Origin of the sequence: Stenotrophomonas sp. TWI1151 (genome assembly GCF_039673135.1) — a bacterium.
In the GTDB taxonomy this organism is placed as follows: domain Bacteria; phylum Pseudomonadota; class Gammaproteobacteria; order Xanthomonadales; family Xanthomonadaceae; genus Stenotrophomonas.
In genome coordinates this window covers 583,112-607,738 of sequence record NZ_JBDJLA010000001.1, presented here as the reverse complement: position 1 = coordinate 607,738, position 24,627 = coordinate 583,112, and the positions used below count along the sequence as shown (strand labels likewise).

Here is a 24,627-nt window from a genome sequence, read left to right as displayed (position 1 = left end):
GTGGGTGCTTGATTAGACTGGTCGTCTAGTGATGGGGCCGAGAAAAACACGCCGATGCCGGCGTGCGTGAGACATGCCTTTGTCAGGGGCCGGTATGCAGAAGGCGGGCGGTCAACGCAACGGCGTCGTCGAACGGGCCGGTGGTGCGGGCGATCTTGACCATGATGCTGGTCCCCAGCCACAGCTGATACACGCTTCGGGCGACCGCCTCGGGTGGCTCCCGGGTCGCCACCGATCCGTCGGCCAGGCCCGCTGCAATGGCACGCGCCAGCCGATCGGTGATCCCCGTGGTGCCACGCTGGAGTGCGGCCCGCATGGGTTCGGAGAGGTCCGCCACTTCGGCACCAAGCTTTACGGCCAGGCACTTGCCCTGGCAGTCCTCGAAGGACTGGCTGTCCTGCCAGGCGCGGAAGTACGCGGCCAGTTGCTCGGCCTTGGTCTGGCCCGGCTGGCGGAAGATGCGGTCCATATCGGCGAGATAGGCGCTGAAGTAGTCCTCCAGCAATGCCTCGCCGAAGGCTTCCTTCGAGGCGAAGTAGTGGTAGAACGAGCCTTTGGGGACGCCCGCCGCCGCGAGCACTTCATTGAGGCCGACGGCGGAGAAGCCCTTGGCGCCCATGATCCGCTGGCCGCTGGCCAGGATCGTGTCGCGGACGGTGGAGGGGGTGGTGGGCGAGTTCATGGACGCCACTGTACGCCTGATTAGACCGGTCGTCTAGTGCCTGCTTGCGTGGTCCACGGGAAGCCGGCCAGCGGCCGGCACTACCCCGTCCCCGGGCGGCGATTGCCGACGGGAAGGGGGCGGATCAAGGTATATTCCCCGGCCCCATTTTCATTGCCAGATATCGCCCCGCCATGAGCACGCCCCGCAAGCACTACAAACACCCCGCAGAATCCGAGATCGGCAACGGCACGATCTACCTCGAGGCGCAGGGCGATGTGATCGTGCGGCAGGTGGAAAGCTACCGCAGCGTGCTGGTCTGGGCGGACAAATCCGGGCAGGCCGATGAGCGCTTCCCGCTGTCCGATCAGCCGCTGTCCTGGCTGGATCTGGATTCGGATGACGCCATCACTGCCAGTCAGTTTGAAGCCGTCTGGAAGCAGGCCAAAGCCGTTTCCGGCTGAGCGTGCCGAAAGGCGGGCGTCACACCGTCCAGCCGGGGCTTTCCGCCGCCACATGCATCAGCTGATCCAGCTGGCGCAGCGCACGGTGCAGTTCCTGCCGGTTGGCGGCCGCGCCCAATGAGATCCGCACCGCATCGTTGATCGCCACCCCGTCGGGCGTGAACGCCGATGACGGTGCGATGCCCAGCCCCTGCAGGCGCGCGGCGTGGGTGAGGCTGGCATCGGTCCAGTGCGCGGGAAGACGGCACCAGGCGTGCACGCCCGCGCAATGCTGCAGGAACCGCGGCGACAACGCCGACCGCGCCAGATAGCGTCGTTCGGCCGCTTCGTCCTGCACCAGTTTCAGCATGGCCTGCGCGGAGCCATCCAGGATCAGCTGCGTCACCAGGGCGTTCATCAGTGGTGGTGCCATCAGGTTGACCGCGCGCAGGGCATCGAGCACCGGTTGCCGGTCCATGCCGTCGGGCAGGCGCACGAAACCGGTGTGCAATCCCGGACTGAGGCACTTGGAGAGCGTGGAGATGTAGCAGGCCTGCTGCGGTGCCAGCAGCGCGAGCGGGGCAGGGGCGTCCTCCAGCAGCAGCCAGTAGGGGTCGTCTTCGATCAGCAGCAGGTGCTGCGCGCGGATCACCTCGGCCAGTGCCTCGCGGCGTGCCTGCGGCATCGTATGGGCGGTGGGGTTCTGTGCGGTCGGGTTGAGGTAGACCACGCGCGCGCCGCGTTCTTTCGCGATACGGGCCAGCGCGTCTGGACGCATGCCGTGCGCGTCGCACTCGACCACGTGCAGCCGTCGCTCCAGCACCCGCGCGGCGTGCAGCAGTCCCGGGTAGACCAGGGGCTCGCACAGGATCGTGTCGCCGGCGTCGGTCAACGCCAGCAGCAGGGCAGACAGCGCCGCCTGCGCGCCTTCCGTGACGACCAGCGTATCGGCATCGACCTTGCCGAGGATCGGTTTGAGCCAGTGCTGGGCCGCCCGGTGATCGGCGCGGCTGCCACCGCCCACGTGATACGTCATCAGATTGTCCGCATCACTGCGGGTGAGCACGGACGACAGGCCACGCCGCAACACGTCGGCGACCTGGCCGCCGCCGGGGCTGGGCGGCAGGTTCATGCTCAGGTCCACCAGCTGGGTGAGTTCCACCTGCGGCGGCGCGACGAACGACCCCAGCGGGCCACGGGCATCGATCAACCCGCGCTTGCGTGCCTCGGTGAAGGCACGGGTGATGGTGGTGAGGTCCACCTTCAGCTCGGTGGCCAGCGCGCGCTGTGCGGGCAGGCGCTGGCCGGGACGTAACGCACCGGACCACACCGCACGTTCCAGGGCCTGCACGATGCGCAGGTACACCGGCCCGTGGCCATCGGCGATGAGAGGGCTCCATTCCATGCGCGCATGGTACGCGCGGCCGGGAGTGCGGCTGCGACAGTGTGTCGCATCATGTATGGATCATGTCGTTGCCTAACGTACGCGGCTGCGGCGGGCACCCCCCATGCATATCGGTCATGCAGGGGGGTGTTCGCCACTTTTCATGATCCGGGCCGCCCGGCCCGGCACTGCGTTGGAAGGGCCGTCACGCATGAACCCCGCTACACACTCCGCTCGCCGCGCCACGCTGGCCGGTCGAGCCCGCGCCGGACGCTGGTTCGGCCTGGCAGCGCTGCTGCCGCTGCTCACAGGCTGCAAGAACCTGGAGCTGTTCAACCCCATGGGCAGCATCGCCGAGCAGGAAATGCAGCTGATCCTGGTCTGCACCGGCCTGATGCTGCTGGTGGTGATCCCGGTGATCATCCTGACGCTGTACTTCGCGTGGCACTACCGCGAGTCGAACAAGAAGGCGACCTACGCCCCCACGTGGTCGCACTCCACCGCGATCGAAGTGGTGGTGTGGACGATTCCGTGCCTGATCGTGGTGGTGCTCGGCGTGTTGATCTGGAAGAGCACCCACGCGCTGGATCCCTACCGCCCGATCAAGTCGGACACGCCCGCACTGCGCGTGGAAGTGGTCTCGCTCAACTGGAAATGGTTGTTCATCTACCCGGACCACAACGTGGCCACGGTCAATGAACTGGTGATGCCGGTCGATACGCCGGTCGCCTTCAAGCTGACCTCCGAGTCGATGATGAATGCCTTCTTCGTGCCGCAACTGGGCAGCATGGTCTACACCATGCCCGCGATGCAGACCCGCCTGCACCTGATCGGGCACACGCCGGGCACCTATGCCGGGATGTCATCGGCCTACAGCGGCTCGGGCTTCTCGGACATGACGTTCGATGCGCGGGTGATGACCGAGGCGGACTTCGACCAGTGGCTGGCGCAGTCGCGTGGCACCGCCCAGCACCTGGACCAGGCCCGCCTGGCCGAACTGGAGAAGCCGACCCACGGTGCGCCGATGCAGCGCTTCGCCAGCGTGGATACCGGACTGTTCGACAGCATCCTGCGCCGTTACGGCGGCATGCCCGATGACGAGATCTGCCTGCCCGGCGAAGAACCCGGCGCGAAATCCCAACTCGTAAGCCTGGCCGCGTCTGCCAGCCGTACCGCGGAGAACTGATTGTGCTTGGAAAGTTGAACCTCGAAGCGATTCCCTACCACGACCCGATCATCATGTCGGCGCTGGTGGGCTCGCTGCTGCTGGGCGTGGCGATCGTCGCGGCCATCACGTATTACAAAAAGTGGGGCTATTTCTGGACTGAGTGGATCACCTCGGTGGACCACAAGAAGATTGGCGTGATGTACATCATCCTGGCCCTGGTCATGCTGGTGCGCGGCTTCGCCGATGCGCTGATGATGCGTGCCCAGCAGGCCATCGCCGCCAATGACAGTGCCGGCTACCTGCCGCCGGAGCACTACGACCAGATCTTCACCGCGCATGGCGTGATCATGATCTTCTTCGTGGCCACCCCGCTGATCGTGGGTCTGATGAACATCGTGGTGCCGCTGCAGATCGGCGCGCGCGACGTGGCCTTCCCGTTCGTCAACTCGCTCAGCTTCTGGCTGTCTGCCGTGGGTGCGGTGCTGGTGATGCTGTCGATGTTCGTCGGCGATTTCGCCGCGACCGGCTGGGTGGCGTATCCGCCGCTGTCCGGCATCGAGTACAGCCCCACGGTGGGCGTTGACTACTACATCTGGTCATTGCAGGTCTCGGGCATCGGCACCACGCTGACCGGCCTGAACTTCATCGTCACCATCCTCAAGATGCGTGCGCCGGGCATGGACCTGATGAAGATGCCGGTGTTCACCTGGACCGCATTGATCACCAACATCCTGATCGTGGCGATCTTCCCGGTGCTGACCGCGACCCTGGCGCTGCTGACCATGGATCGCTATTTCGGGATGCATTTCTTCACCAATGACGCCGGCGGCAACGCCATGATGTACGTCAACCTGATCTGGATCTGGGGCCACCCGGAAGTCTACGTGCTGATCCTGCCGTGCTTCGGCGCGTTCTCGGAGATCATCGCCACATTCTCGGGCAAGCCGCTGTTCGGCTACCGCTCGATGGTCTATGCGACCTCGTCGATCGGCATCCTGTCGTTCTTCGTGTGGCTGCACCACTTCTTCACCATGGGCTCGGGTGCGAACGTCAATGCCTTCTTCGGCATCATGACCTCCATCATCTCGATCCCCACCGGGGTGAAGCTGTTCAACTGGCTGTTCACCATGTACCGCGGCCGGATCCGCTACCACTCGTCGACGTTGTGGACCATCGGCTTCATGGTCACCTTCGCGCTGGGCGGCATGACCGGCGTGATGCTGGCGATCCCGGGCGCGGATTTCGTGCTGCACAACAGCCTGTTCCTGATCGCGCACTTCCATAACGTGATCATCGGCGGCGTGGTGTTCGGCTGCCTGGCGGGCATCAGCTTCTGGTTCCCGAAGGCGTTCGGCTTCACCCTCAACGAGCGCTGGGGCAAGATTTCGTTCTGGTGCTGGCTGGTCGGCTTCTACCTGGCCTTCATGCCGCTGTACGTGCTCGGTTTCAAGGGCATGACCCGGCGCATGAACCACTACGGCGTGGAGGGCTACCAGCCGTGGCTGATCGTGGCCGCCATCGGTGCGCTGGTGATCGCCGCCGGTATCGCCGCGATGTTCATCCAGTTCTATGTCAGCGTGCGTGACCGCAAGGCCAACATGGATCTCACCGGCGACCCGTGGAATGCGCGCAGCCTGGAGTGGGCCACGTCTTCGCCACCGCCGTTCTACAACTTCGCCAAGCTGCCGGCGATCACCTCGCTGGAGCAGCATTGGGACGACAAGCAGCACGGCCGTGCCTGGCAGCGCCAGGACACCTACGAAGACATCCACATGCCGCGCAATACCGCGTCGGGTGTGGTGATCTCGGTGTTCAGCCTGGTGCTGTGCTTCGCCCTGGTCTGGCACATGTGGGTGCTGGCCGGCATCGGCCTGATCGGGGTGATCGCGACTTTCGTGCTGCGCTCGTATGACCGTGATGTGGACTACTACGTGCCCGCCGCGGAGGTGAAGCGCATCGAAGACGCGCACTTCGCGCAGATGGAAGGAGCCAAGGCATGAGCGGCGATACCCTGACCGCTGCCACGCAGCACGGGCAGCTCACGGCCGGTCACCACGACCACGCCCATGAGCACCACGACGACGGCAACAAGACCGTCGTCGGGTTCTGGATGTACCTGATGGGCGACTGCCTGATCTTCGCGGTGCTGTTCGCCACGTTCGGCGTGCTGCTCAACGGCACGGCCGATGGCCCCAGCGGCAAGGAGCTGTTCAAGCTGGGCTTCGTGCTCTCCGAAACGGTGGTGCTGCTACTCAGCAGCTTCACCTTCGGCCTGGCGATGCTCGGCATGCAGGCCGGCAAGCGCAACCAGGTGGTGGGCTGGCTGGCCGTGACCGGCGTGCTCGGTGCGGTCTTCATCGGCATGGAGCTGTATGAGTTCGCCGAGCTGATCCATGAAGGCGCCACCCCGGACGTGAGTGCGTATCTGTCGGCGTACTTCACGCTGGTGGCCACCCACGGCCTGCACGTCACCTTCGGCCTGCTGTGGCTGGCGATCATGATCCACCAGGTGCTGAAGTTCGGCCTGGACGGCATCGTGCGTCGCCGCCTGGCCTGCCTGAGCCTGTTCTGGCATTTCCTGGATCTGATCTGGATCTGTGTGTTCACCTTCGTCTACCTGAGGGAGTTTGTATGAGCGCGAACGCGCCTGATGCCGATCACGGTGGCGGCCACGCCACCCTGAAGGGCTACCTCCTCGGCCTGCTGCTGTGCCTGGTGCTCACCGGTGCCTCGTTCGGCGTGGTCATGACCGATCTGGTGCCGCAGCCGCTGCGCCTGACCGCCATCGTGGTGCTGTGCGTGGTGCAGCTGGTCGCCCAGCTGGTGCTGTTCCTGCATATCGGGGCAGGGCGCAGCCAGCGCGAGAACACCGGCATCTTCCTGTGCACCGCGTTCCTGATCGCCATCGTGGTGGCCGGCTCGCTGTGGGTGATGCACAACGCCAACCTCAACATGATGCCGATGCAGACGTCGGGCACGCCATGAGCGGGTCACGCTCGGGTGTCCTGGCTGCCGCGCTGCTGTTGACGTGTTCCGTGATGCCGGTGGTGGCTGCGGCCGCGCAGGCCCACACCGCGGCAACGGTGTCGGTCAGCGATCCGTGGGTGCGCCTGCCACCGCCGGCGGCGAACGTGGCCGCCGGGTATGTGCAGCTGCATAACGGCGGCGGCGAGGACCGGCTGCTGTCGGCCGCGTCCTCGGCGTTTGCCGAGGTGCAGATCCATGCCATGCGCATGGACGGGGAAGTGATGCGCATGCAGGCGCTGCCCGATGGCCTGGCGTTGCCTGGCGGCCAGACGTTGGCGCTGCAGCCCGGGGGGGTCCACCTGATGCTGCTGAAGCCGAAGCGGCCGTTGTCGGCCGGCCAGACGGTACGGGTGACGCTGCAGTTTGCCCGCAGCGCAGCGCAGGTGGTGGACTTCAGTGTGCGCGATGGCCTGGTGCCGCACGGGGCGGTGAAGTGACGCGCTGGGCGGCCGCGGGCCTGCTTACACTGGGACTGCTGGCCGGCTGCGCCGACGGCCAGGCGCCGGTGATGGGCCAGGCGGCACTCGGGGCGGTCAAGCTTGCGAGCAGCGACGGGCGTACGCTTGCCATCCGCGATCTGCAGGGCACGCCGACCCTGCTGTTCTTCGGCTTCACCCATTGCCCCGAAGTGTGCCCGCTGAGCCTGGTCAAAGCGGTTCAGATCAAGCGGCTGCTGGGCCCGGCGGCAGAGCACCTGCAGGTCGTCTTCGTGACGGTCGACCCGCAGCGCGATACGCCGGCGCACCTGCGCGAATATCTGGCGGCCTTCGATACCACGTTCCTGGGCCTGGCCGGTGACGAGGCCGGTACCCGCGCCATCGCCGAGAGCCTGGGCGTGAGTTATCGGCGCGTCGGCGAGGGTGACGCGGCCACGTTCGAGCACACCGCCTCCTGGTTCCTGCTCGGCGCTGACGGGCAGCTGCAGGATGTGTACGGCTATGCGATGAGCGAGCAGGCTATCGTGGAGAAGCTTCGCGTGCGGCTGGCGGCGGCCGAAGGGTGAGCCGGTGGGCCGCCACACCCCGGGGGATTGCGCTGCCATGAGCCGTGCCGGCGCGCACCGCGCGGATGCCGTCCTGCTGCTCGGCTCGGCCGGCTGCGCGCTCACCGTGCTCGATACCAACGTGGTCGGTGTGGTGCTGCCGACCCTCGCCCGCGATCTGTCGGCCTCGTTCGCAGACATCGAATGGGTGGTCAGTGCCTACGTGCTGTGCTTCGCCTCGCTGCTGCTGCCCGCCGGCACCCTGGCCGATCGGATCGGGCGTCGCCGTCTGTTCCTGGTCGGCTTGAGCCTGTTCGCGCTGACCTCGGTGGCGTGCGGCATCGCCGGCACCGCGATGGCCTTGTCTCTGGCACGGGCCGGGCAGGGTGCTGCGGCCGCGTTCATGCTGGCACCGGCGCTGTCGTTGATCGGGCATGCGCACCAGAGCGCGCCCTCGCGTGCGCGTGCCTGGGCAATCTGGGGCGCGATCATGGGCCTGACCATGGTGCTCGCCCCGCTGATCGGGGGCGCCATCGCGACCTGGTGGGGTTGGCGCTGGGCCTTCCATATCAATCTTCCGCTGTGCCTGCTGCTGGCGGGCCTGAGCTGGGCTTTCGTGCCGGAGTCGCGCGATCCGGTCAGCCGCCGCATCGACGTGCCGGGCGTGCTGCTGTTCGCCGGCAGCATGCTGTGCTGGACCTGGGCGCTGATCCGTGGCCCGGTGGAGGGCTGGGGCAGTGCCGCGGTGCTGCCATGGCTGCTGGCCGGCACCGCGTTGGGCGCAGGCTTCATCGTGGTCGAGCAGCGCCGCGCCCAGCCCATGCTGGATCTGCGCCTGTTCCGCGCGCCGGCACTGGTCGGTGCGGTGCTGGCGATGTTCGCCTACGCCGCCTGCGTACAGGTGATGGCCTCGCTGCTGCCGTTGCTGCTGCAGAACGCCCACGGCGACAGCGTGCTGCAGGCCGGCGTGCACATGCTGCCGTTCGCGCTGGCGATGCTGCTGCTTCCGTTAGTGGGGCGCCGCCTGGGGACGCGGTGGGCCTCCGGGCGGATCCTGGCGCTGGGCCTGGGCGTTGCCGTGATCGGCAACCTGGGCATCGCGGTGGCGTTGTGGCAACACAGCGATCTCGGCCTGCTGCTGGCGATGGCGGTGCTCGGCAGTGGCGGTGGCCTGCTCAACGGCGAAACACAGAAGGCGATCATGAGCGTGATTCCGCCGGACCGCGCCGGGATGGCCTCCGGCATCAGCACCACCGCGCGCTTCTCCGGCATCCTGATCGGGTTCGCCACGCTGGGCGCGGTGTTGTCCAGCCACGTCCGTGACGCCGCCCGCGGGGCGCTGACCGAGGCCGGGCAGGCAGGGTCGCCGGCGCTGATCGAGCGCGTGGTGGCCGGCGAGCTGTCCGTGTCCGGGGCTGCACACGACACCCTGACACTGGTGGCGCGCCAAGCCTATGGCGATGGCGCGGCGTATGCATTCGTGACCGCGGCGGCCATGGCATAGGTGGCGATGCTGCTGACCAGCACGCTGATGGCCAGGCGCTAGACAGTCCGAAGGTGGCGTCCGCGCATGGCGTGGATCCGGCCGGCGGTCACCACGCGCGGGCGCGCACGTCCCAGCAGGCGGCAGTGAATGTCACCGAATCGCCGTCGACGAACGGCTCGAAGGCATGCAGCACCGCGTCGAGCACGTGCGTTCGGACGTCCGCGGCAAGGTCGCCGTTTCGCAGCGCGCTCCCGACCGGTCCGAGCAGCGAGACGTACGTCGCCAGATCCGCACGGTCGATGCGGCACACGACATCCAGCGGCAGCAGCTCGATATCCTCCCAGCCGCCGTCGCTCAGGATCTGCTCGACCCGGACCTGGTCGGCAAACGCGAACTGACCCGGTGCCCCGGATTGACGCGGCGGCAACTGCAGCCAGGGTGCCGCCGCGCGCTCGGCGGTGGTCATGAACGCGTTCTCGTCCGGCCCGCGCCAGGCCAGCGCCTGCAGCACGCCGCCGCGTCTGGCGGCGCGCTGCAACTGACCGAAGGCCTGCACCGGGTCATCGAAGAACATCACGCCGAAGCGCGACACGATCCGGTCCAGACGTCCGGGCGCGAACGCATGCTGCTGCGCGTCGGCGACGATGAAGTCCACTGCCAGCCCGGCTCGCTGCGCGCGCTCACGCGCCAAGGCGATCATCGGGGCGGAGAGGTCGACCCCGATCACGTGTGCCTCCGGACCCAGCCGTCCGGCAATGGCCAGCGCCACCGCCCCAGTCCCGCAGCCCACATCCAGCACCTGCGCATCGGTGCCCGGCGCGATGGCATCGAGCAGGTGAGTGGCCAGCGGCGCGAACATCTGATCGAGAATGCGCTGCGCTTCCACCCATGCCTCACCGGCCGGGCCATTCCATAACGCGTGCTGCGAGGTGTCGGTCATTACAGGGCTCGATCTGGCATTGCCAGTGGGATGAGGAGGCTGCACTGTGCCACCTCAACCATCGTTGAGGTCAAGCGCGTAGGCCTCAGCCCCGCCACACGTCCACCAGCAGCTTCACGTTCAACACGATGATCAGGCCGCCGATCAGCCAGGACAGCACGATGAGCCAGCGTGGCGCCACCAGCGCGCCCATCTTGGCCTTGTCCGAGACGAACCGGACCAGCGGCACCACCGCGAACGGCAGCTGCATCGAGAGCAGTACCTGGCTCAGCACCAGCAACCGTGCGGTGCCTTGCTCCCCATAGATCGCGGTCACCACCACCACCGGCACGATCGCAATGCCGCGGGTGATCAGGCGCCGTGCCCACGGGGCGATCCGCAGGCGCAGGAAACCTTCCATCACGATCTGGCCGGCCAGCGTCGCCGTCACGGTGGAGTTGATGCCCGAGGCGAGCAGGGCGACCGCGAACAGGGTCGAGGCCAGCCCGACGCCGAGCATCGGCGCCAGCAGCTCGTACGCCTGTTCGATCTCCTGCACGTCAGTACGGCCCTGCGCATGGAACACCGCGGCGGCCAGGATCAGGATCGAGGCGTTGATGAACAGTGCCAGCATCAACGCAATGGTGCTGTCCGTCACCGCCCAGCGCAGTGCACTGCGGCGCCCGGCATCGGTGCGCGGGTAGGCCCGGGTCTGCACGATGGAGGAATGCAGGTACAGATTGTGCGGCATCACGGTGGCACCGATGATGCCGATCGCCAGGTACAGCGCCTTGGGGTCGGTCACCACCTGCGCGTGCGGAATGAACCCGGCCAGCACCGCCTGCAGCGGTGGCGCGGCGATGACCATCTGGATCGCAAAGCAGCCGAAGATCACCAGCAGCAGCGCGATCACGAAGGCCTCCAGCGCGCGGAAGCCGCGGTTCATCAGCAGCAGCACCAGCACCACGTCCACCGCGGTGATGATCGCGCCAGCCAGCAAGGGGATGCCGAACAACAGCTTCAAGGCGATCGCGGTGCCGATCACCTCAGCCAGGTCGCAGGCAATGATCGCGATCTCGCACAACAGCCACAGGCCGAGGTTCACCGGGCGTGAGTAGTGGTCGCGGCAGGCCTGCGCCAGATCCCGCCCGGTTGCGATCCCCAGCCGCGCCGACAGCCCCTGCAGCACGATCGCCATCAGGTTGGAGAGCAGGATCACCGAGAGCAGCAGGTAGCCGAACTGCGCGCCACCGGCGATATCGGTGGCCCAGTTGCCCGGGTCCATGTAGCCGACCGAGATCATGTAGCCCGGGCCGAGGAACGCCAGCAGGCGGAACCACCAGTGGCCGCCCGTAGGCACCGCGACGCTGGCGTTCATCTCGCCCAGGCTGGGCGTATGCCCGGCCGACGAAGGCCAGGCGGGGGAGCTCTCGGGGCGGCGGCGACTGTCCACGGGCGCAATATAGCAGAGGCTATATTAGTAAGGCTTTGCAATCTGAGGCATCCCAGCGCCTTAACCCTGAACCGCGTATCGTCACCGCTCTTTTCAGCTGGAGTGGATGCATGCGTTGGATCGTGTTGTTGGCCGCATTGGCCATGCCCGTGGTGGCGTGGCTCTCACAGACCGGCATGTTCGGCCCGACCAACGGTGCAGTCTCCGACCAGTACCCCACGTTGCTGGTCGCGGCCGGGTACGCCTTCGCGATCTGGGGCGTGATCTTCCTGTGGGATGTGCTGTTCGGGTTCTGGCAGCTGCGCCTGCGCAAACCGGACATCACCGGGGTTCGCCCGTGGGCCGCGGCGGGCTTTGCGCTGACCGCCGCCTGGATGCCGGTGTTCTCCAACCAGTGGTTCCTGCCGGCGCTGGCGATCATCTGGGCGGCCCTGATCTGCCTGATCGTGGCCGCCTACCGCGCCTCACCGATCACCGCCCCGGGCGGGCAACGTGCCTGGGCGGCGTACCCACTGGGGCTGCACGCCGGCTGGCTGTCGTTGGCGGCCTACCTCAATACCGCCCAGGTGATCGTCGCCTACCGCTGGCTGCCGACCGACAACATGCTCGGCTGGAGCCTGGTGCTGCTGGTCCTGGCCACGCTGCTGGTGCTGGTGGTCAACCAGCTGCTGCGCGGGCACTTCGCCTATCCAGCCGCCGTCATCTGGGCGCTGGCCGGGATGTACGTCAAGCAGTCCGGCTGGGAGCTGCCGGGCGCGGCCAACATCGCCACCCTGGCCCTGGTGCTGATCATCATCGTGGTGATCCAGACCGTGTGGCTGCGCGTACGCGCGTACCGCCAGCCGCGCGCGATCGCCGCCGCCCACCGTCATCGCCGTTGATTCTTTCTGCAGGAGACACCCCCATGAACATCGTGATGAAGGAGCGCTGCTGATGCGCGCTGCCGTCCACACCACCTTCGGTGACCCGACCCAGGTCCTCCACGGCGGCGACGTGCCGCAGCCGACCCCCGCGGCCGGTGAGGTGCGGATCCGCACCGTGCTGGCGCCGATCCACAACCACGACCTGTGGACGGTGCGCGGCCAGTATGGCTACAAGCCCGAGCTGCCCGCAGTCGGCGGCAGCGAAGGCACCGGCGTGATCGATGCGCTGGGCGAAGGCGTCGAGGGCCTCAAGATCGGCCAGCGGGTCAGCGCTGCCTCGGTGCATGGCACCTGGGCCGAGTCCTTCATCGCGCCGGCGCGCATGGTCATCCCCATGCCGGACAGCATCGATGACAACACGGCCGCGCAGCTGATCGCCATGCCGCTGAGTGCGCTGATGCTGCTGGAATTCCTGCAGGTGCAGGAAGGCCAGTGGATCCTCCAGAACGCCGCCAATGGTGCGGTCGGCAAGGCGTTGGCGATGCTGGCCAAGGCGCGTGGGGTGCACTGCATCAACCTGGTGCGGCGCGATGCCGGTGTGGCCGAGATGGCCGAGCTCGGCATCGACCACACCATCTCCACCGCGCAGTCGGACTGGATGGCCCAGGTGCAGGCAAAGGTAGGCAAGGCCTCGATTGCGGCCGCCGTGGATTCGGTGGGCGGTCGCGCCAGCAGCGAGCTGATGACGCTGTTGGGCGATGGCGGCACACTGGTCTCCTTTGGCTCCATGACTGGCGAGCCGATGCAGCTCAGCTCGGGCGATGTGATCTTCAAGCAGGCCACGGTGAAGGGCTTCTGGGGCAGCAAGGTCAGCCAGGCGATGGCGCCGGATGACAAGCGTCGCCTTGTTGGCGAACTGCTGCAGCTGGCCGCGCGCGGTGGATTGAGCCTGCCGGTGGACGGCGTGTTCGGGCTGGATGAGGTGGCCGATGCCGCCAAGGCCAGCCTGGAACCGGGCCGCAATGGCAAGGTGCTGCTGCACCCCTGAGGTGCACGGTAGAGCCGACCGGTGGGCGGCTGCGCGTGATAGGGCGCCCCGCCACCCCACCAACCGGCGGCGCTCCGGGGGTTCGGGCGCTGCGCCAGCCGACCAACGGTCGGCTCTACCGGTCTGCGCGCAGTGCTTCGATCACGACCTTCATCGCGCCCGAGGATTGCCGGCGGCTGGGGTAGTAGGCGTAGTACCCGTCGAACGGGTCGCACCAGTCCTCCATGACACGCCGCAGGGTACCCGCGGCGATGTCATCGCGCACCATGTCCTCGGGCAGATAGGCCAGGCCCGCACCGGCCAGCGCCGCGCGATGGATCGCACTGCTGCCGTTGAAGGTCCATTGACCATCCACGCGCACGTTTACTTCTTCGCCGTTCTTTTCCAGGTCCCACACCATCAGCCCGCCATGGGTTGGCAGGCGCAGGCCGATGCAGTTGTGCGCGGCCAGGTCGGCCGGCAGCTGCGGCGCGGCATGCGTGGCGAAGTAGGCGGGGCTGGCCACGATGGCCATGCGCAGCGGCGGGCTGATCGGCACCGCGATCATGTCCTTGGCCACGCGGCCGCCGAGACGGATGCCGATGTCGTAGCGCTGGGCGACGATGTCGGCCAGGCCATAGTCGATGGTCAGTTCCACATGCAGATCGGGGTAGGCGGGCAGCACGGCGGACAGCCGGGGCCAGACGATCGTGTTGGCGGCATGCTCGGCCGTGGTGATGCGGATCGTGCCAGCGGGCCGGTCACGGTACTCGCTGATCGCGGCGACCTCGGCCTCGATCTCCTGCATGCGCGGGGCGACGGTCTCGTACAGCCGCTCGCCGGCCTCGGTCATCGAGACGCTGCGCGTGGTGCGGGTCAGCAGGCGCACGCCGAGGCGCTCTTCCAGCCCGCGCACCGTGTGGCTGAGTGCGGATTGTGAGACACCCAACTGCGCGGCCGCACGGGTAAAGCTGCGCTCGCGCGCGACGGTGACGAACACGTGCAGGTCGTTGAAATTCTCGCGGGCCATGGGCAGGGCCAAGGGCGCATGGCAGTCATGCGCGTCCATGATGCGCGCTGCCGACTGATGAGCTCAAGGAGCTTCGCTTTGCGATTGATGAGCTGCGGTCATGGCTGCATGCCGATCGCGATGGCTAGTACCCACGTGGGTGCGCGCCTACAGTGACCCTCCCGGCGGTGCGAACCGCTGCTCCCCACAGGAGATCGCTTCATGGACCTGTTCACCGCAGCACTGTCGCTTTCCATGGTGGCCACCGTACCCGCCGAGACCGCGCCCATCCGCATCACCACTGCCGGTACTGCCCCTTCGGCCGCCGGCCCGGCCGAGTACTTCACCGGGCGGGTGCGCATCGATGCACCGTTCCAGACCGATGCGCCGGCGCGCGTCAGTGGGGCCACGGTCACCTTCGAGCCCGGCGCACGCACCGCCTGGCACACCCATCCGCTGGGCCAGACCCTGATCGTCACCGCAGGCATCGGCAGCGTGCAGGAATGGGGCAAACCCGCGCGTGAGATCCGTCCGGGCGACATCGTCTGGATTCCGCCGGGCGTCAAACATTGGCATGGTGCGAAAGCTGCCACCGCAATGACCCATATCGCGATCGCCGAAGCGGTCGATGGCTCACCGGTGACGTGGCTGGAGCAGGTCAGCGACGCGCAGTACAGCGGCAACTGAACCACGCCCCGCGATGGGGACGGCTGTGTCACATCCACCTGCGTACCCTCACAGGCCGATTGAAACAGGAGAACCGTCTTGAGTACCGTTTTCATCGTCGGCGCGGCCGGCAAGGTCGGCCGTCCCCTGGTCAAGCAGTTGGCCGACAAGCAACATCGCGTGCTGGCGCTGCATCGCCGCGCCGAGCAGGGCACTGAACTGAGCGACCTGGGCGCAACGCCGGTCACCGGCGATCTCACCGTCACCGACGTGAACACGCTGGCCGGCCAGATGCGCGGCAGTGACGCGGTTGTTTTCACCGCCGGTGCGGGTGGTGCCGGTATCGAGGTCACTAACGCCATCGATGGCCGCGGCTTGGAGCTTGCGGTGGATGCGGCGCGGCAGGCGGGCGTGCGCCGCTTCCTGCTGGTCTCGGCATTCCCGGAAGCCGGCCGCAACAAAGGCATGGGCGAGGGCTTCGAGAATTACATGACGGTCAAGAAGCGCGCCGATGTGTATCTGGCCGCGACTGATCTGGATTGGGTGATCCTGCGCCCCGGCACCTTGAGCGATGCGCCGGGCACCGGCCGCGTCACGGCGGGCCCGGCGATTGCCTATGGTGATATCCCGCGCGCCGATGTGGCCGCCACGCTGGTGGCGCTGGTGGAGCATCCGCAGGTGCGGCGCACGATCATCGAGTTGACTGAAGGCGACCGGCCTGCCGATGAGGCGATCGCGCAGCTTGCCCGGGCGTAACTCGGGCCGCCGTGTGCGGCGATGGTAAAATCACGTTTCCACCCGCAGCACAGACGAGCACGCCATGACCAACGCCCCCTTCTATCCCATCGGCACCCCCGGCCAGCCCTGGGGCGCAGCGGAGAAGGCGCAGTGGCGCGCTCGTCAGGTGCCGCAGCGCCGCTATGCCGATGACGTGTTGCCGGCCGTCGAGGCGCTGCGCGGCAGCTTCGACGTGACCCGGTACGGCACGCTCGAGTACGCCCCGGACCAATACCCGCTGTTTGCCGTGCGCAGCCGCGACTGGAACCCCGCACTGCCGACGATGCTGGTCACCGGCGGCATCCACGGTTACGAAACCAGCGGCGTGCAGGGCGCGTTGCAGTTCCTGCAGACCCGCGCGGCCGAATACGCCGGGCGCGCCAATCTGCTGGTCGTGCCCTGCGTCAGCCCGTGGGGCTACGAGCGCATCCAGCGCTGGAACGCCGAGGCGATCGATCCGAACCGTTCGTTCATGGCCAACAGCCCGGCGGCCGAATCGGCTGCGCTGATCGCACTGGTCGCGCCCCTGCGCGGCAGCATTGTGATGCATATCGACCTGCACGAAACCACGGACACCGATGAAACCGAGTTCCGCCCGGCGTTGGCCGCGCGCGACGGCAAGCCGTTCGAGCCCGGCCTGATCCCGGATGGTTTCTACCTGGTCGATGACACCGAAAACCCGCAGCCGGCCTTCCAGACCGCCGTCAATGCGGCCGTCGAGCGGGTGACCCATATCGCCCCGGCCGACGACAAGGGCGAGATCATCGGTTCCCCGGTGGTCGCCCCGGGGGTGATCGAGTACCCGCTGGAAAAACTGGGCCTGTGCGCCAGCGTCAGTGGTGCCCGGTACACCACCACTACCGAGGTGTATCCGGACAGCCCGCGTGCCACACCGCAGCAGTGCAATGACGCCCAGGTGGCGGCAATCTGCGCGGCGATCGATTACGCGTTGGCCGCCCCCAGGAACTGATCCAGCAACCACAGCGCCGCTGGCCCCAGCGGCGCGCCTTTGTGCCATACCGCATCGGTGGAGACCAGCCGCGGCCAGCCGGGCAGGGGCAGCTCCACCAGCATGCCCCGGCCATAGCGCGCCACCAGTGCGCGCGGCAACGCTGCCCAGCCGAAGCCATCCTCGGCCATCTCCAGCACCATCAGATAGTCCGAGGCCGACCACGTGCGCCCGCGTGCGTGGCCCTCGCGCGCCGCATCGCCACTCAGGCAGATCTGCCGGTGGCTGGCCAGGTGGGATTCGTCCGGCGCGTGCAGCGCGGCCAGCGGATGACCGGCGGCAACAAACACCGCCATCTCTGCGCGCAGGGGCAGGGCGCGCACCGCCAGTTCGGACGGGTAGGCCGGCTGATGCGGCATCAGCCCGAGATGGGCACGCCCACGCTGCACCACGTCCAGCACGTCACTGCCTTCGGCATCCAGCCACTCCAGTTCGATATCCGGAAAACGCTGCTCGAACCGGCGCAGCAGGTGCTGGTCCGGGTTGAGCTGGTAAATGTCCGAGAACACCAGGCTCAGGCGCGGCTCGACCTCATCCGCCAAGCGGATGCTGAGCTGCTCCAAACGGTCGGCGGCCGCGAGGATTTCCTGTGCATGGCCGAGCACCTTGCGGCCGTCCTCGGTCAGGACCGGGTAGCGGCCGCTGCGCTCGAACAGCGTGAGGCCCAGGTCGGCCTCGAGCGTGGCGATCGCGGTGCTGATGGTCGACTGGGTCTTTTTCAGGCGGCGCGCGGCGGCGGAGAACGAGCCTAGCGCAGCCGCTTCCACGAAGGCGTGCAGGGATTCGGGGCCGTAGCGCATTGATGTATCGCCTTTATCGATGGATTCCATCTTTGGTCTGACGGAAATGGCGATGATAATGGGCGCGTCGCCCGGGTGTCATCCCGCGGCCGCAATCAAGGAGCTTTCCATGCACACACAGGTGCATTCGCAACCCCGTGCCCGTGGCGGTCTGATCGCCTGGGCCTGCCTGACCGTGGCGATCGTCGCCGAAGTGGTCGGCACCTCGTTCATGGCCGATGCCGCCCGTCATGGGGGCTATCTGGGCTATGTGGTAATGGCCGTGGCGCTGGCCATTTCGTACTACTTCCTGGCGCTGTCCGTGCGCGGTATCGCGGTGGGCGTGGCCTACGCCGTGTGGGAGGGCCTGGGCCTGACGCTGCTGACGCTGGTCGGCATGTTCGTGTTCAAGGACAGTCTGTCCGTGCAGCAGATGATCGGACTGGTGATGGCGGCGGTCGGCATCGTCTGCGTCACCCTCGGCGAGGCGCACACGCCATGAACCTCACTGCCTTCCTTTTCGTGCTGTGCTCGGCACTGATCGATATCGCGGCAAACATGATGGTGGCCAAATCCGATGGCTTCCGTAAGCCGGCCTGGGGTTTTGCCGCGATCGTGCTGGTCTGGATCGCCTTCGCGCTGCTCGGTCAGGCGGTCAAAACCATGGATCTGGCCACGGCCTATGCGATGTGGGGTGCCATCGGCGTGATCGGCACGGCCCTCTGCGGGCGCATGCTGTTCGGCAACCGGCTGCGCCCGATCGGCTGGGTCGGGATCGCGCTGGTCACCGGTGCGGTGGTGGTGCTGTCGAGCCATTGATCCCCGATCAGCGGAACAACTGATTCAACACCGCCCCGGAGGCCGCATCGGCGAAGCCGTCGAAGCGGCCTTCGTCCATCAGCAGCTGCGAGGCCCGCATCATCCCGCCCCAGGCGGTGCGCGCCATCGCACCACCCACGCTGACCCGGCGCACGCCCATGCCGGCGATGTCCTGCAGGGTGAACGGCAGCGCGCTGCCAACCAGCAGGTTGACCGGTCGCGGCGCCACCGCGGCCACCACCGCTTCGATCTGCTCGCGGTTGGTGATGCCCGGCGCATACAGGCAATCCGCACCGGCTTCTGCATAGGCACGCAGGCGGGTGATCGCATCGTCCAGGTCGGGCCGGCCGACGAAGAAATTCTCAGCGCGGCCGATCAGCAGCACGTCCTCGCCGGACGCGTCGATCGCGCGGCGGGCGGCACGTACCCGTGCCACCGCATCGTCCAGCGTGCGCAGCGGATGCGCGGGATCCGGGCTGGCATCCTCGATGGAGATGCCGGCCACGCCGGTGGCGATGGCAAGGGTGACGTTGCGGCCGACTGCTTCCAGCGAGCCGAAGCCATCGCCGAAATCGGCATTCAACGGCAACGGGGTCGCCGCGGCCAGGCTGCGCAGATGTGCGAGGGTCTCCTCCAGCGTCAGCGTGCCGTCGGCCTGGGCCTGGCTCCACGCATAACCCGAACTGGTCGAGGCCAACGCCTGGAAGCCGAGACTGTGCAGGTAGCGTGCGCTGCCTGCATCCCACGGGTTGGGCAGCACGAAGCAGCCTTCCTCGTGCAGCGCACGGAAGGCCGCGCGGCGCGGCCGGGGATCGAAGGAAAGGTCCGTCATGGTGCGCATCCGGTCAGCAGTCACCCGATGGTAACGCCAGCGGCCGCCACGCCCTTGTTGAGGGAGCGGCGTGCGGGAAGGGTGTGCATGCGTACGGCGGTCCGGAGCGGGCAGGGGCAGGTTGCGCGTGTGCGGCGAGGCTGAGCGGGGTTGCCCGGGGCCTTGCCGCGTGCAACGCTGGCGCAGCGCCGTTGGCCCGGGCGCCCAAGGAGACAGGGATGCTCGAGGTGATCGATCTGCTGTTGGCGCCGCTGTTCAGGATCAGCCCCATCCGTTATCTGCGTGACCCGGCCTACCGCCAGCGCCTGCGCCGCGAACAGGGCAAGGCCGCGCGCTATCGCATGGTCTTCCTGCTGGTGCTGGTACTGAGCGCCATCGCGCTGCTGGCGCTGGTGATCCTCGCGCGCTACGGGCGCTAGCGTCTGAGCGGCCTGGGCGGCCTCAGGCGCGCACCCACCGCGCGCACAGCCCGACCAGTACCAGCGTCACTGCCACCGCGCTGAACGCGAACACCAGGCTGCTGGCCTGCGCGACGAAGCCGATCAGCGCCGGGCCGGCCAACACACCGGCATAGCCGAGCGTGGTGATTGCCGGGATGGCCAGGCTCTCCGGCATGACCTTCTGGTTGCCGGCCATCGAGAACAGCGCCGGAACGATGTTCGCGCAGCCCAGGCCGACCAGCGCATACCCGCACAGTGCCAGTGGCATCCAGGTGGCGAACGTTGCCAGGGCGAAGCCGGATGCCGCCACCAGGCTGCCGATCAGGATCGAACGATGGCGGCCGAGCTTGGCCACCACGCCATCGCCGACGAGCCGGGTGATGGTCATCGCGATGGCAAAGGCCAGATAGCCGAGGCCGGCGCGGGAGGGATCAACGTGCTGCACTTCATGCAGGAACACCGCGCTCCAGTCCAGCACCGAGCCTTCGGCCAGGAACGCCACGAAACACAGCACGCCGATCGCCAGCACCACCCCATGCGGCACCGCGAACATCGGCGCATCGCTGGGTGCCTTGTCGGTCCGCCAGTACGGCAGCGAGAGTGCCAGCAGGGCGGCCATCACCGCCGAGGCCAGCAGGCACACCAGCCACGGCGGCAGGTGGAACGCCAGCAGAGCGGTCATCGCACCGGCACCGACCGCGCCGCCGATGCTGTAGAAGGCATGGAAGCCGGACATCATCGGCCGGCCGCTGTCGCGCTCGACCATGATCGCCTGCATGTTCATCACGCAGTCGCAGGCACCCACGCCGGCGCCGAACACGAACAACACCAGGCCCAGGGTCAGCGGCGAAGGGGCAACGGCGAGCAGGGGCAGTGTGGCGATCACCATCAACAGCGTGGCGATCATGACCGCGCGGCAGCCGTGGCGCGCAGCGAGCATGCCTGCGATCGGCATCGCCAGCAGCGAACCGGCACCCAGGCACAGCAGCACCAGGCCGAGCGACCCTTCATCCAGGGCGGTGCGGTTCTTGGCGAACGGGACCAGCGGCGCCCAGGCTGCGGTGGCGAAGCCGGGCAGGAAGAAGGCTGCGCGGGTGGCGTGCTGCTGGCTGCGGGCAAGCAGGGACGAAGGAGCGGAAAGCGTCGACATGGAATTCGGGCCTCAGTGCTGCGCAGCGCGCTGGAGGGCGACACCGCGACGCTCGAACGCCACCACCTGGGCGGGCGGGGCATCGGCTTCGACAACCAGCAGATCGATCTGGTCCACATCGCCGATGCGGTGTGAGGCTTGTGCACCGAGCTTGTCATTGGTGGCGACCACCACGCAGCGGCTGCTGGCGGCAAGCAGGGCGCGCTTGAGCGTTGCTTCCTCGCCATCCACCGCCCAGATGCCAGCCTCGGCATCCACCGCGCAGGTGCCGACGAAGCACACGTCCACGCGCAGCGCACGGATCGCTTCCAGTGTCTGCGCGCCCACCGTCGCGCCGATGCGCGGGTCCATGCGGCCGCCGACCAGGCTGACCTCGATGCCCGGACGCGCCATCAAGGCCAACGCGATATCCGGCGCGTTGGTGACCACCCGCAGGCCCTGGTGCTCGGGCAGGCAGCTGGCGATCACGGTATTGGTCGAGCCGGCGTCCAGGAAGACCAGCTCCCCGGGCAGGACCTGGGCCGCCGCGATCCGCGCCAACGCGCGCTTGCGGTCATGGTCCTTTTCGTGGCGCTCGGCCAACGCCGGGAACGCCGGGGCCGCCGGCAGTGCGCCGCCATGCACCTTGCGGCACAGACCCTGCGCAGCCAGCTCGCGCAGGTCGCGGCGGATCGAGTCTTCCGAGACCTGCAGCTCGATGGCCAGCTGCGCGGACATGACGCGGCCGTGGTCGCGCAGCAGGCGCAGGATGGTCTGTTGGCGTTCGCCCGGCAGGGCGTCCTGGGTGGTCATGGGTAACCTCGGTCAGGGCGGGTAGCACCATGCCGACATGCCTGAGCATGCGCATTCGTGCGTGGTACTGCTTGTATTGGCCGCAGACTTTACCAGAATCGGCGCGCTTGTGTGCGGTAATCTGCATGAAGGTGCGTCAATGTGCGCCTTTGCGCTGCGCCCGCGCTGTTGCGTCACAGGGCAGGGAGCAGTTCCGGCCGGATCACCGCTGCCGCCCAGTCCATGAAGGCGGCGACGCGACGCGGCAGGTGGCGGCGCTGGGCATAGAGCAGCGTCACCGGCATCGGCTCAGCCTGCAGCCCGGGAAGTATCTCCACCAGCGTTCCTGCGGTCAGCGCCGGGCGCGCGCCGAGCAGCGGCACCTGGATGATGCCCAGCCCGGCCAGCGCCGCAGCGGTATACCCATCCCCGCTGTTGACGGTCACCGCCCCGCCCATCGGCAGGCTGCGATAGGCCTCGCCGTCGTGATACTCAAACCCCGGTGAGCGCTGGCCCAGCGTGCCGACGTAGTGGACCAGGGCGTGGCTGGCGAGATCGTCCAGCGTGGCGGGCGTACCGCGGTCCGCCAGATACGCGGGACTGGCGCAGTTGATGATCCGTAGCTGCCCGAGTGGGCGGGCGACCAGGGTGTTGTCATCCAGCGGCCCGACCCGCAGCACGCAGTCGAAACCCTCGCGGATCAGATCCACCCGGCGGTCGGTACCGCTCAGTTCGATTTCCACCCCGGGGTGCTGGGCCAGGAAGTCCGGCAACTGCGGGATCACCAGCTGGCGGGCCAGTCCGCTGGACATATCCACCCGCAGGCGGCCCTTCAACTGACTGGTGTCCACCCGGAACATGCCCTGCAGGTCGTCCATGTCGTGCAGCAGATCGTGCGCGCGGGTCTGGAACTGGGCGCCATCGGCGGTCAGCTGCACACGGCGCGTGGTGCGGTGGAGCAACTGCACACCCACCTCTGCTTCCAGGCGCTGAACGGCGAGGGAGACACTGGCCTTGGGCAAACCGAGGCTGTCGGCCGCCCCGGTGAACGAGCCCAGTTCGGCGACGCGCAGGAAGCAGCGCAGGTGATCGAGGCGATCCATGGATTGTTCGCAATGTCTGGACAGTCAAATCAGCATCCACTGATTTATGCCGCACGGCAATATCAATACGCTGGCCCCACTCCCCAAGCAGGTGCACTGACATGAGCAACGCAACCCGAGTCGTCCTGATCACCGGCGGCAGCCGTGGCCTCGGCCGCAACGCCGCCCTCGCGTTGGCCGCCGATGGCGCCGACATCGTCCTCACCTACCGCAGCCAGGCCGATGCCGCGCAGGACGTGGTCGCCAAGATCGAAGCACTGGGCCGCCGCGCCGCCGCGATTCCGTTGGACATGGCCGATAGCGCCGGCTTCCCCGCATTCGCCAGCCAGGTCCGCCGCGTGCTGGAGGGATGGGGGGAAACCCAGCTGCAGGGCCTGCTCAACAACGCCGGCGAAGGCCTGCACGCAATGATCGCCGACACCACGGTCGAGCAGTTCGACGCGCTGGTCGCCGTGCACCTCAAGGGCCCGTACTTCCTGACCCAGGCGTTGTTGCCGCTGATCGCCGATGGCGGCCGCATTCTCAACGTGTCCAGCGGGCTGGCGCGTTTCTCGCTGCCGGGCAGCTCGGCCTACGCGATGATGAAGGGCGGCATCGAGGTATTCACCCGCTACCTGGCCAAGGAACTGGGCGCACGTGGCATCAGTGCCAACACACTCGCCCCGGGTGCGATCGAAACCGACTTCGGCGGTGGGCGCGTGCGCGACGATGCGCAGGTCAATGCGATGGTGTCCTCGGTCACCGCGATGGGCCGCCCCGGCAAACCCGATGACATCGGCCCGGTGGCGGTAGCGCTGCTGTCGCCGCAGACCGCGTGGATCACTGCGCAGCGCGTGGAAGCCTCGGGCGGCATGTTCGTCTGAGGGGGCGCCACGGCCATGACCCCCATGGCCGGGCGGCAGCTGTTTATGAACGGATTCATTAAAAAAGTGTGACGAATAGCCGGCGGGTTGATGGGAGTGGCCTGTTTTCCACGGTTATTTGGCAAGGGACACTTTTTGATCACTCCAGGGGGAACCACCATGAAGCAGCTGCTCATCTACGAACGTCCGATCCAGCTCAACCGCGTTGCCCATCGCAACCATCGGGTGGTGGCGACCCCGGGCGATTTTGCCTTCGCCGCTGCGCTCAATTCCGTCCCGCTGGCCTGCGTGGAATTCGCGCCGGTCGCCCGCGAGTACCCGATCCTGTTCGCCGGCAGCAGCGCCGACGCGGTGGTGCCGGCCGCACTGCTGGGCCTGCGTGCCGGCCAGAACCTGATGGTCGATGAGCAGGGCAGCTGGGCCGAAGGGGCCTATGTCCCGGCGTTTCTGCGCCGCTATCCCTTCGTGCTTGCCGAACGTGATGAGAAGGGCAGCGACTTCACCGTGTGCCTGGATGAGGCATATGCGGGCATCCGCGAAGGTGGCGAGGAAGGTGCGCCGCTGTTCGATGACGAGGGCAAGGACAGCCCGCTGCTGAGCAACGCACTGCAGTTCCTGCAGGAATACCAGGTGCATCTGGCGCGTACGCGTGCCTTCAGTGCGGCGCTGGCCAGCCATGGGCTGCTGGTGCCGCGGCAGGTGAACGTGCAGACCGCGCTGGGCGAGGGCTTCTCGCTGGATGGCTTCTTTGTGGTCGATGAGCAGAAGCTGCGCGAATTGAAGGGCAAGGCGCTCCAGGATCTGGCGCGTTCGGGCGACCTCGGGTTGATCTACGCCCATCTGCTTTCGCTGGGCAATGTCGAGCTGCTCAGCCGCGCGCTGGACAGCCGTCCAGCCGCTGCCGCAACGCACTGATCCCTTTCCAGTAACGCCACCGAGCGGCAAGGCACGCCTGCCTTGCCGCGACCCTTGCTGGCCCGCGGTTGCCCCGCCTGC

Annotated in this window: 28 protein-coding genes; 18 read left to right on the top strand and 10 right to left on the bottom strand. The window is 67.5% G+C overall.

Going from position 1 to position 24,627, the window contains the following annotated elements; all coding sequences use genetic code 11:
- Positions 1 to 82 precede the first annotated feature (82 nt).
- A complete protein-coding gene (locus ABE422_RS02630) occupies positions 83 to 682 on the bottom strand; it encodes a TetR/AcrR family transcriptional regulator (RefSeq protein WP_346466743.1) in 600 nt (199 codons plus the stop codon).
- A 173-nt stretch (positions 683 to 855) separates the two neighbouring features.
- On the opposite strand from ABE422_RS02630, the gene ABE422_RS02625 reads away from it, so the two are divergent.
- Complete coding sequence (locus ABE422_RS02625) at positions 856 to 1,125, top strand: hypothetical protein (RefSeq protein WP_083298829.1); 270 nt, start codon at positions 856 to 858, stop codon at positions 1,123 to 1,125.
- Between the two features lie 19 nt (positions 1,126 to 1,144).
- On the opposite strand, the gene ABE422_RS02620 is transcribed toward ABE422_RS02625, so the two are convergent.
- On the bottom strand, positions 1,145 to 2,509 hold the full coding sequence (locus tag ABE422_RS02620) for a PLP-dependent aminotransferase family protein (RefSeq protein WP_346480903.1): 1,365 nt from the start codon (positions 2,507 to 2,509) through the stop codon (positions 1,145 to 1,147).
- Between the two features lie 190 nt (positions 2,510 to 2,699).
- On the opposite strand from ABE422_RS02620, the gene cyoA reads away from it, so the two are divergent.
- The 7 genes from cyoA to ABE422_RS02585 are packed head-to-tail and all read left to right on the top strand — an operon-like array spanning position 2,700 to position 9,169.
- Complete coding sequence (gene cyoA / locus ABE422_RS02615) at positions 2,700 to 3,674, top strand: ubiquinol oxidase subunit II (RefSeq protein ID WP_346482402.1); 975 nt, start codon at positions 2,700 to 2,702, stop codon at positions 3,672 to 3,674.
- A 2-nt stretch (positions 3,675 to 3,676) separates the two neighbouring features.
- Positions 3,677 to 5,656 (top strand): cytochrome o ubiquinol oxidase subunit I, encoded by a 1,980-nt coding sequence (cyoB, locus tag ABE422_RS02610; RefSeq protein WP_346482401.1) that lies wholly within the window; start codon positions 3,677 to 3,679, stop codon positions 5,654 to 5,656.
- The gene (gene cyoC / locus ABE422_RS02605) at positions 5,653 to 6,291 is read left to right on the top strand and encodes a cytochrome o ubiquinol oxidase subunit III (protein WP_313211984.1); all 639 of its coding nucleotides are present in this window, start codon (positions 5,653 to 5,655) and stop codon (positions 6,289 to 6,291) included. Before cyoB ends, cyoC begins: the two co-directional genes overlap by 4 nt.
- Positions 6,288 to 6,641, top strand: coding sequence for a cytochrome o ubiquinol oxidase subunit IV (cyoD, locus tag ABE422_RS02600; protein WP_346482400.1), 354 nt, complete (start codon positions 6,288 to 6,290; stop codon positions 6,639 to 6,641). Before cyoC ends, cyoD begins: the two co-directional genes overlap by 4 nt.
- Positions 6,638 to 7,120 carry a copper chaperone PCu(A)C gene (locus ABE422_RS02595; protein WP_346482399.1) on the top strand — a complete coding sequence of 161 codons (483 nt, stop codon included), beginning with the start codon at positions 6,638 to 6,640 and terminating at the stop codon, positions 7,118 to 7,120. The genes cyoD and ABE422_RS02595 overlap by 4 nt, the downstream gene beginning before the upstream one ends.
- The gene (locus tag ABE422_RS02590) at positions 7,117 to 7,686 is read left to right on the top strand and encodes an SCO family protein (RefSeq protein WP_313211978.1); all 570 of its coding nucleotides are present in this window, start codon (positions 7,117 to 7,119) and stop codon (positions 7,684 to 7,686) included. The genes ABE422_RS02595 and ABE422_RS02590 overlap by 4 nt, the downstream gene beginning before the upstream one ends.
- 37 nt (positions 7,687 to 7,723) lie before the next feature.
- Entirely contained in the window at positions 7,724 to 9,169 is a 1,446-nt protein-coding gene (locus ABE422_RS02585; RefSeq protein ID WP_346482398.1) for an MFS transporter, read from the top strand.
- An 88-nt stretch (positions 9,170 to 9,257) separates the two neighbouring features.
- Here ABE422_RS02585 and ABE422_RS02580 read toward each other — a convergent pair whose 3' ends face one another.
- Positions 9,258 to 10,091: a class I SAM-dependent methyltransferase gene (locus ABE422_RS02580; protein WP_346482397.1), complete on the bottom strand. Its 834-nt coding sequence runs from the start codon at positions 10,089 to 10,091 to the stop codon at positions 9,258 to 9,260.
- 85 nt (positions 10,092 to 10,176) lie between these two features.
- Positions 10,177 to 11,448, bottom strand: coding sequence for an Nramp family divalent metal transporter (locus tag ABE422_RS02575; RefSeq protein ID WP_313218519.1), 1,272 nt, complete (start codon positions 11,446 to 11,448; stop codon positions 10,177 to 10,179).
- Between the two features lie 185 nt (positions 11,449 to 11,633).
- Between ABE422_RS02575 and ABE422_RS02570 the strand changes: the two genes are divergently transcribed.
- Together ABE422_RS02570 and ABE422_RS02565 are read left to right on the top strand one after the other, a co-directional pair.
- On the top strand, positions 11,634 to 12,404 hold the full coding sequence (locus tag ABE422_RS02570) for a hypothetical protein (RefSeq protein WP_346482396.1): 771 nt from the start codon (positions 11,634 to 11,636) through the stop codon (positions 12,402 to 12,404).
- Positions 12,405 to 12,456: 52 nt separating this feature from the next.
- The gene (locus ABE422_RS02565; protein WP_346482395.1) at positions 12,457 to 13,434 is read left to right on the top strand and encodes a zinc-binding dehydrogenase; all 978 of its coding nucleotides are present in this window, start codon (positions 12,457 to 12,459) and stop codon (positions 13,432 to 13,434) included.
- Positions 13,435 to 13,549: 115 nt separating this feature from the next.
- Here ABE422_RS02565 and ABE422_RS02560 read toward each other — a convergent pair whose 3' ends face one another.
- Positions 13,550 to 14,443, bottom strand: a complete 894-nt coding sequence (locus ABE422_RS02560) for a LysR family transcriptional regulator (protein WP_346482538.1) — start codon at positions 14,441 to 14,443, stop codon at positions 13,550 to 13,552.
- 201 nt (positions 14,444 to 14,644) lie between these two features.
- Between ABE422_RS02560 and ABE422_RS02555 the strand changes: the two genes are divergently transcribed.
- The 3 genes from ABE422_RS02555 to ABE422_RS02545 all read left to right on the top strand — a co-directional run bounded on the left by ABE422_RS02555 (position 14,645) and on the right by ABE422_RS02545 (position 16,835).
- Positions 14,645 to 15,109, top strand: coding sequence for a cupin domain-containing protein (locus ABE422_RS02555; protein WP_313211968.1), 465 nt, complete (start codon positions 14,645 to 14,647; stop codon positions 15,107 to 15,109).
- A gap of 78 nt (positions 15,110 to 15,187) precedes the next feature.
- Entirely contained in the window at positions 15,188 to 15,844 is a 657-nt protein-coding gene (locus tag ABE422_RS02550) for an SDR family oxidoreductase (protein ID WP_346482394.1), read from the top strand.
- Positions 15,845 to 15,908: 64 nt separating this feature from the next.
- On the top strand, positions 15,909 to 16,835 hold the full coding sequence (locus tag ABE422_RS02545) for a M14 family metallocarboxypeptidase (protein WP_313211965.1): 927 nt from the start codon (positions 15,909 to 15,911) through the stop codon (positions 16,833 to 16,835).
- Here the strand turns inward: ABE422_RS02545 and ABE422_RS02540 are convergent.
- A complete protein-coding gene (locus tag ABE422_RS02540; protein WP_346482393.1) occupies positions 16,808 to 17,674 on the bottom strand; it encodes a LysR family transcriptional regulator in 867 nt (288 codons plus the stop codon). The two genes, ABE422_RS02545 and ABE422_RS02540, sit on opposite strands and share 28 nt — an antisense overlap.
- A 109-nt stretch (positions 17,675 to 17,783) precedes the next feature.
- Between ABE422_RS02540 and ABE422_RS02535 the strand changes: the two genes are divergently transcribed.
- Positions 17,784 to 18,155, top strand: coding sequence for a multidrug efflux SMR transporter (locus tag ABE422_RS02535; protein WP_313211963.1), 372 nt, complete (start codon positions 17,784 to 17,786; stop codon positions 18,153 to 18,155).
- Entirely contained in the window at positions 18,152 to 18,472 is a 321-nt protein-coding gene (locus ABE422_RS02530; RefSeq protein ID WP_313218506.1) for a multidrug efflux SMR transporter, read from the top strand. The genes ABE422_RS02535 and ABE422_RS02530 overlap by 4 nt, the downstream gene beginning before the upstream one ends.
- A gap of 7 nt (positions 18,473 to 18,479) precedes the next feature.
- Here the strand turns inward: ABE422_RS02530 and ABE422_RS02525 are convergent, their stop codons facing one another.
- Positions 18,480 to 19,313: an isocitrate lyase/phosphoenolpyruvate mutase family protein gene (locus tag ABE422_RS02525; RefSeq protein WP_313218504.1), complete on the bottom strand. Its 834-nt coding sequence runs from the start codon at positions 19,311 to 19,313 to the stop codon at positions 18,480 to 18,482.
- Positions 19,314 to 19,522: 209 nt separating this feature from the next.
- Here ABE422_RS02525 and ABE422_RS02520 point away from each other — a divergent pair, with 209 nt between their 5' ends.
- On the top strand, positions 19,523 to 19,723 hold the full coding sequence (locus tag ABE422_RS02520) for a hypothetical protein (protein WP_313211960.1): 201 nt from the start codon (positions 19,523 to 19,525) through the stop codon (positions 19,721 to 19,723).
- A gap of 22 nt (positions 19,724 to 19,745) precedes the next feature.
- Here ABE422_RS02520 and ABE422_RS02515 read toward each other — a convergent pair whose 3' ends face one another.
- The 3 genes from ABE422_RS02515 to ABE422_RS02505 all read right to left on the bottom strand — a co-directional run bounded on the left by ABE422_RS02515 (position 19,746) and on the right by ABE422_RS02505 (position 22,768).
- Positions 19,746 to 20,894: an MFS transporter gene (locus ABE422_RS02515; protein ID WP_346466430.1), complete on the bottom strand. Its 1,149-nt coding sequence runs from the start codon at positions 20,892 to 20,894 to the stop codon at positions 19,746 to 19,748.
- A gap of 12 nt (positions 20,895 to 20,906) precedes the next feature.
- On the bottom strand, positions 20,907 to 21,686 hold the full coding sequence (locus ABE422_RS02510; protein WP_346480916.1) for a DeoR/GlpR family DNA-binding transcription regulator: 780 nt from the start codon (positions 21,684 to 21,686) through the stop codon (positions 20,907 to 20,909).
- Positions 21,687 to 21,859: 173 nt separating this feature from the next.
- Complete coding sequence (locus ABE422_RS02505) at positions 21,860 to 22,768, bottom strand: LysR family transcriptional regulator (RefSeq protein ID WP_346482392.1); 909 nt, start codon at positions 22,766 to 22,768, stop codon at positions 21,860 to 21,862.
- 101 nt (positions 22,769 to 22,869) lie between these two features.
- Here ABE422_RS02505 and ABE422_RS02500 point away from each other — a divergent pair, with 101 nt between their 5' ends.
- A complete protein-coding gene (locus ABE422_RS02500) occupies positions 22,870 to 23,631 on the top strand; it encodes an SDR family oxidoreductase (RefSeq protein WP_313211954.1) in 762 nt (253 codons plus the stop codon).
- A gap of 159 nt (positions 23,632 to 23,790) precedes the next feature.
- Complete coding sequence (locus ABE422_RS02495; protein WP_313211953.1) at positions 23,791 to 24,546, top strand: SapC family protein; 756 nt, start codon at positions 23,791 to 23,793, stop codon at positions 24,544 to 24,546.
- The last annotated feature ends 81 nt before the right edge of the window (positions 24,547 to 24,627 follow it).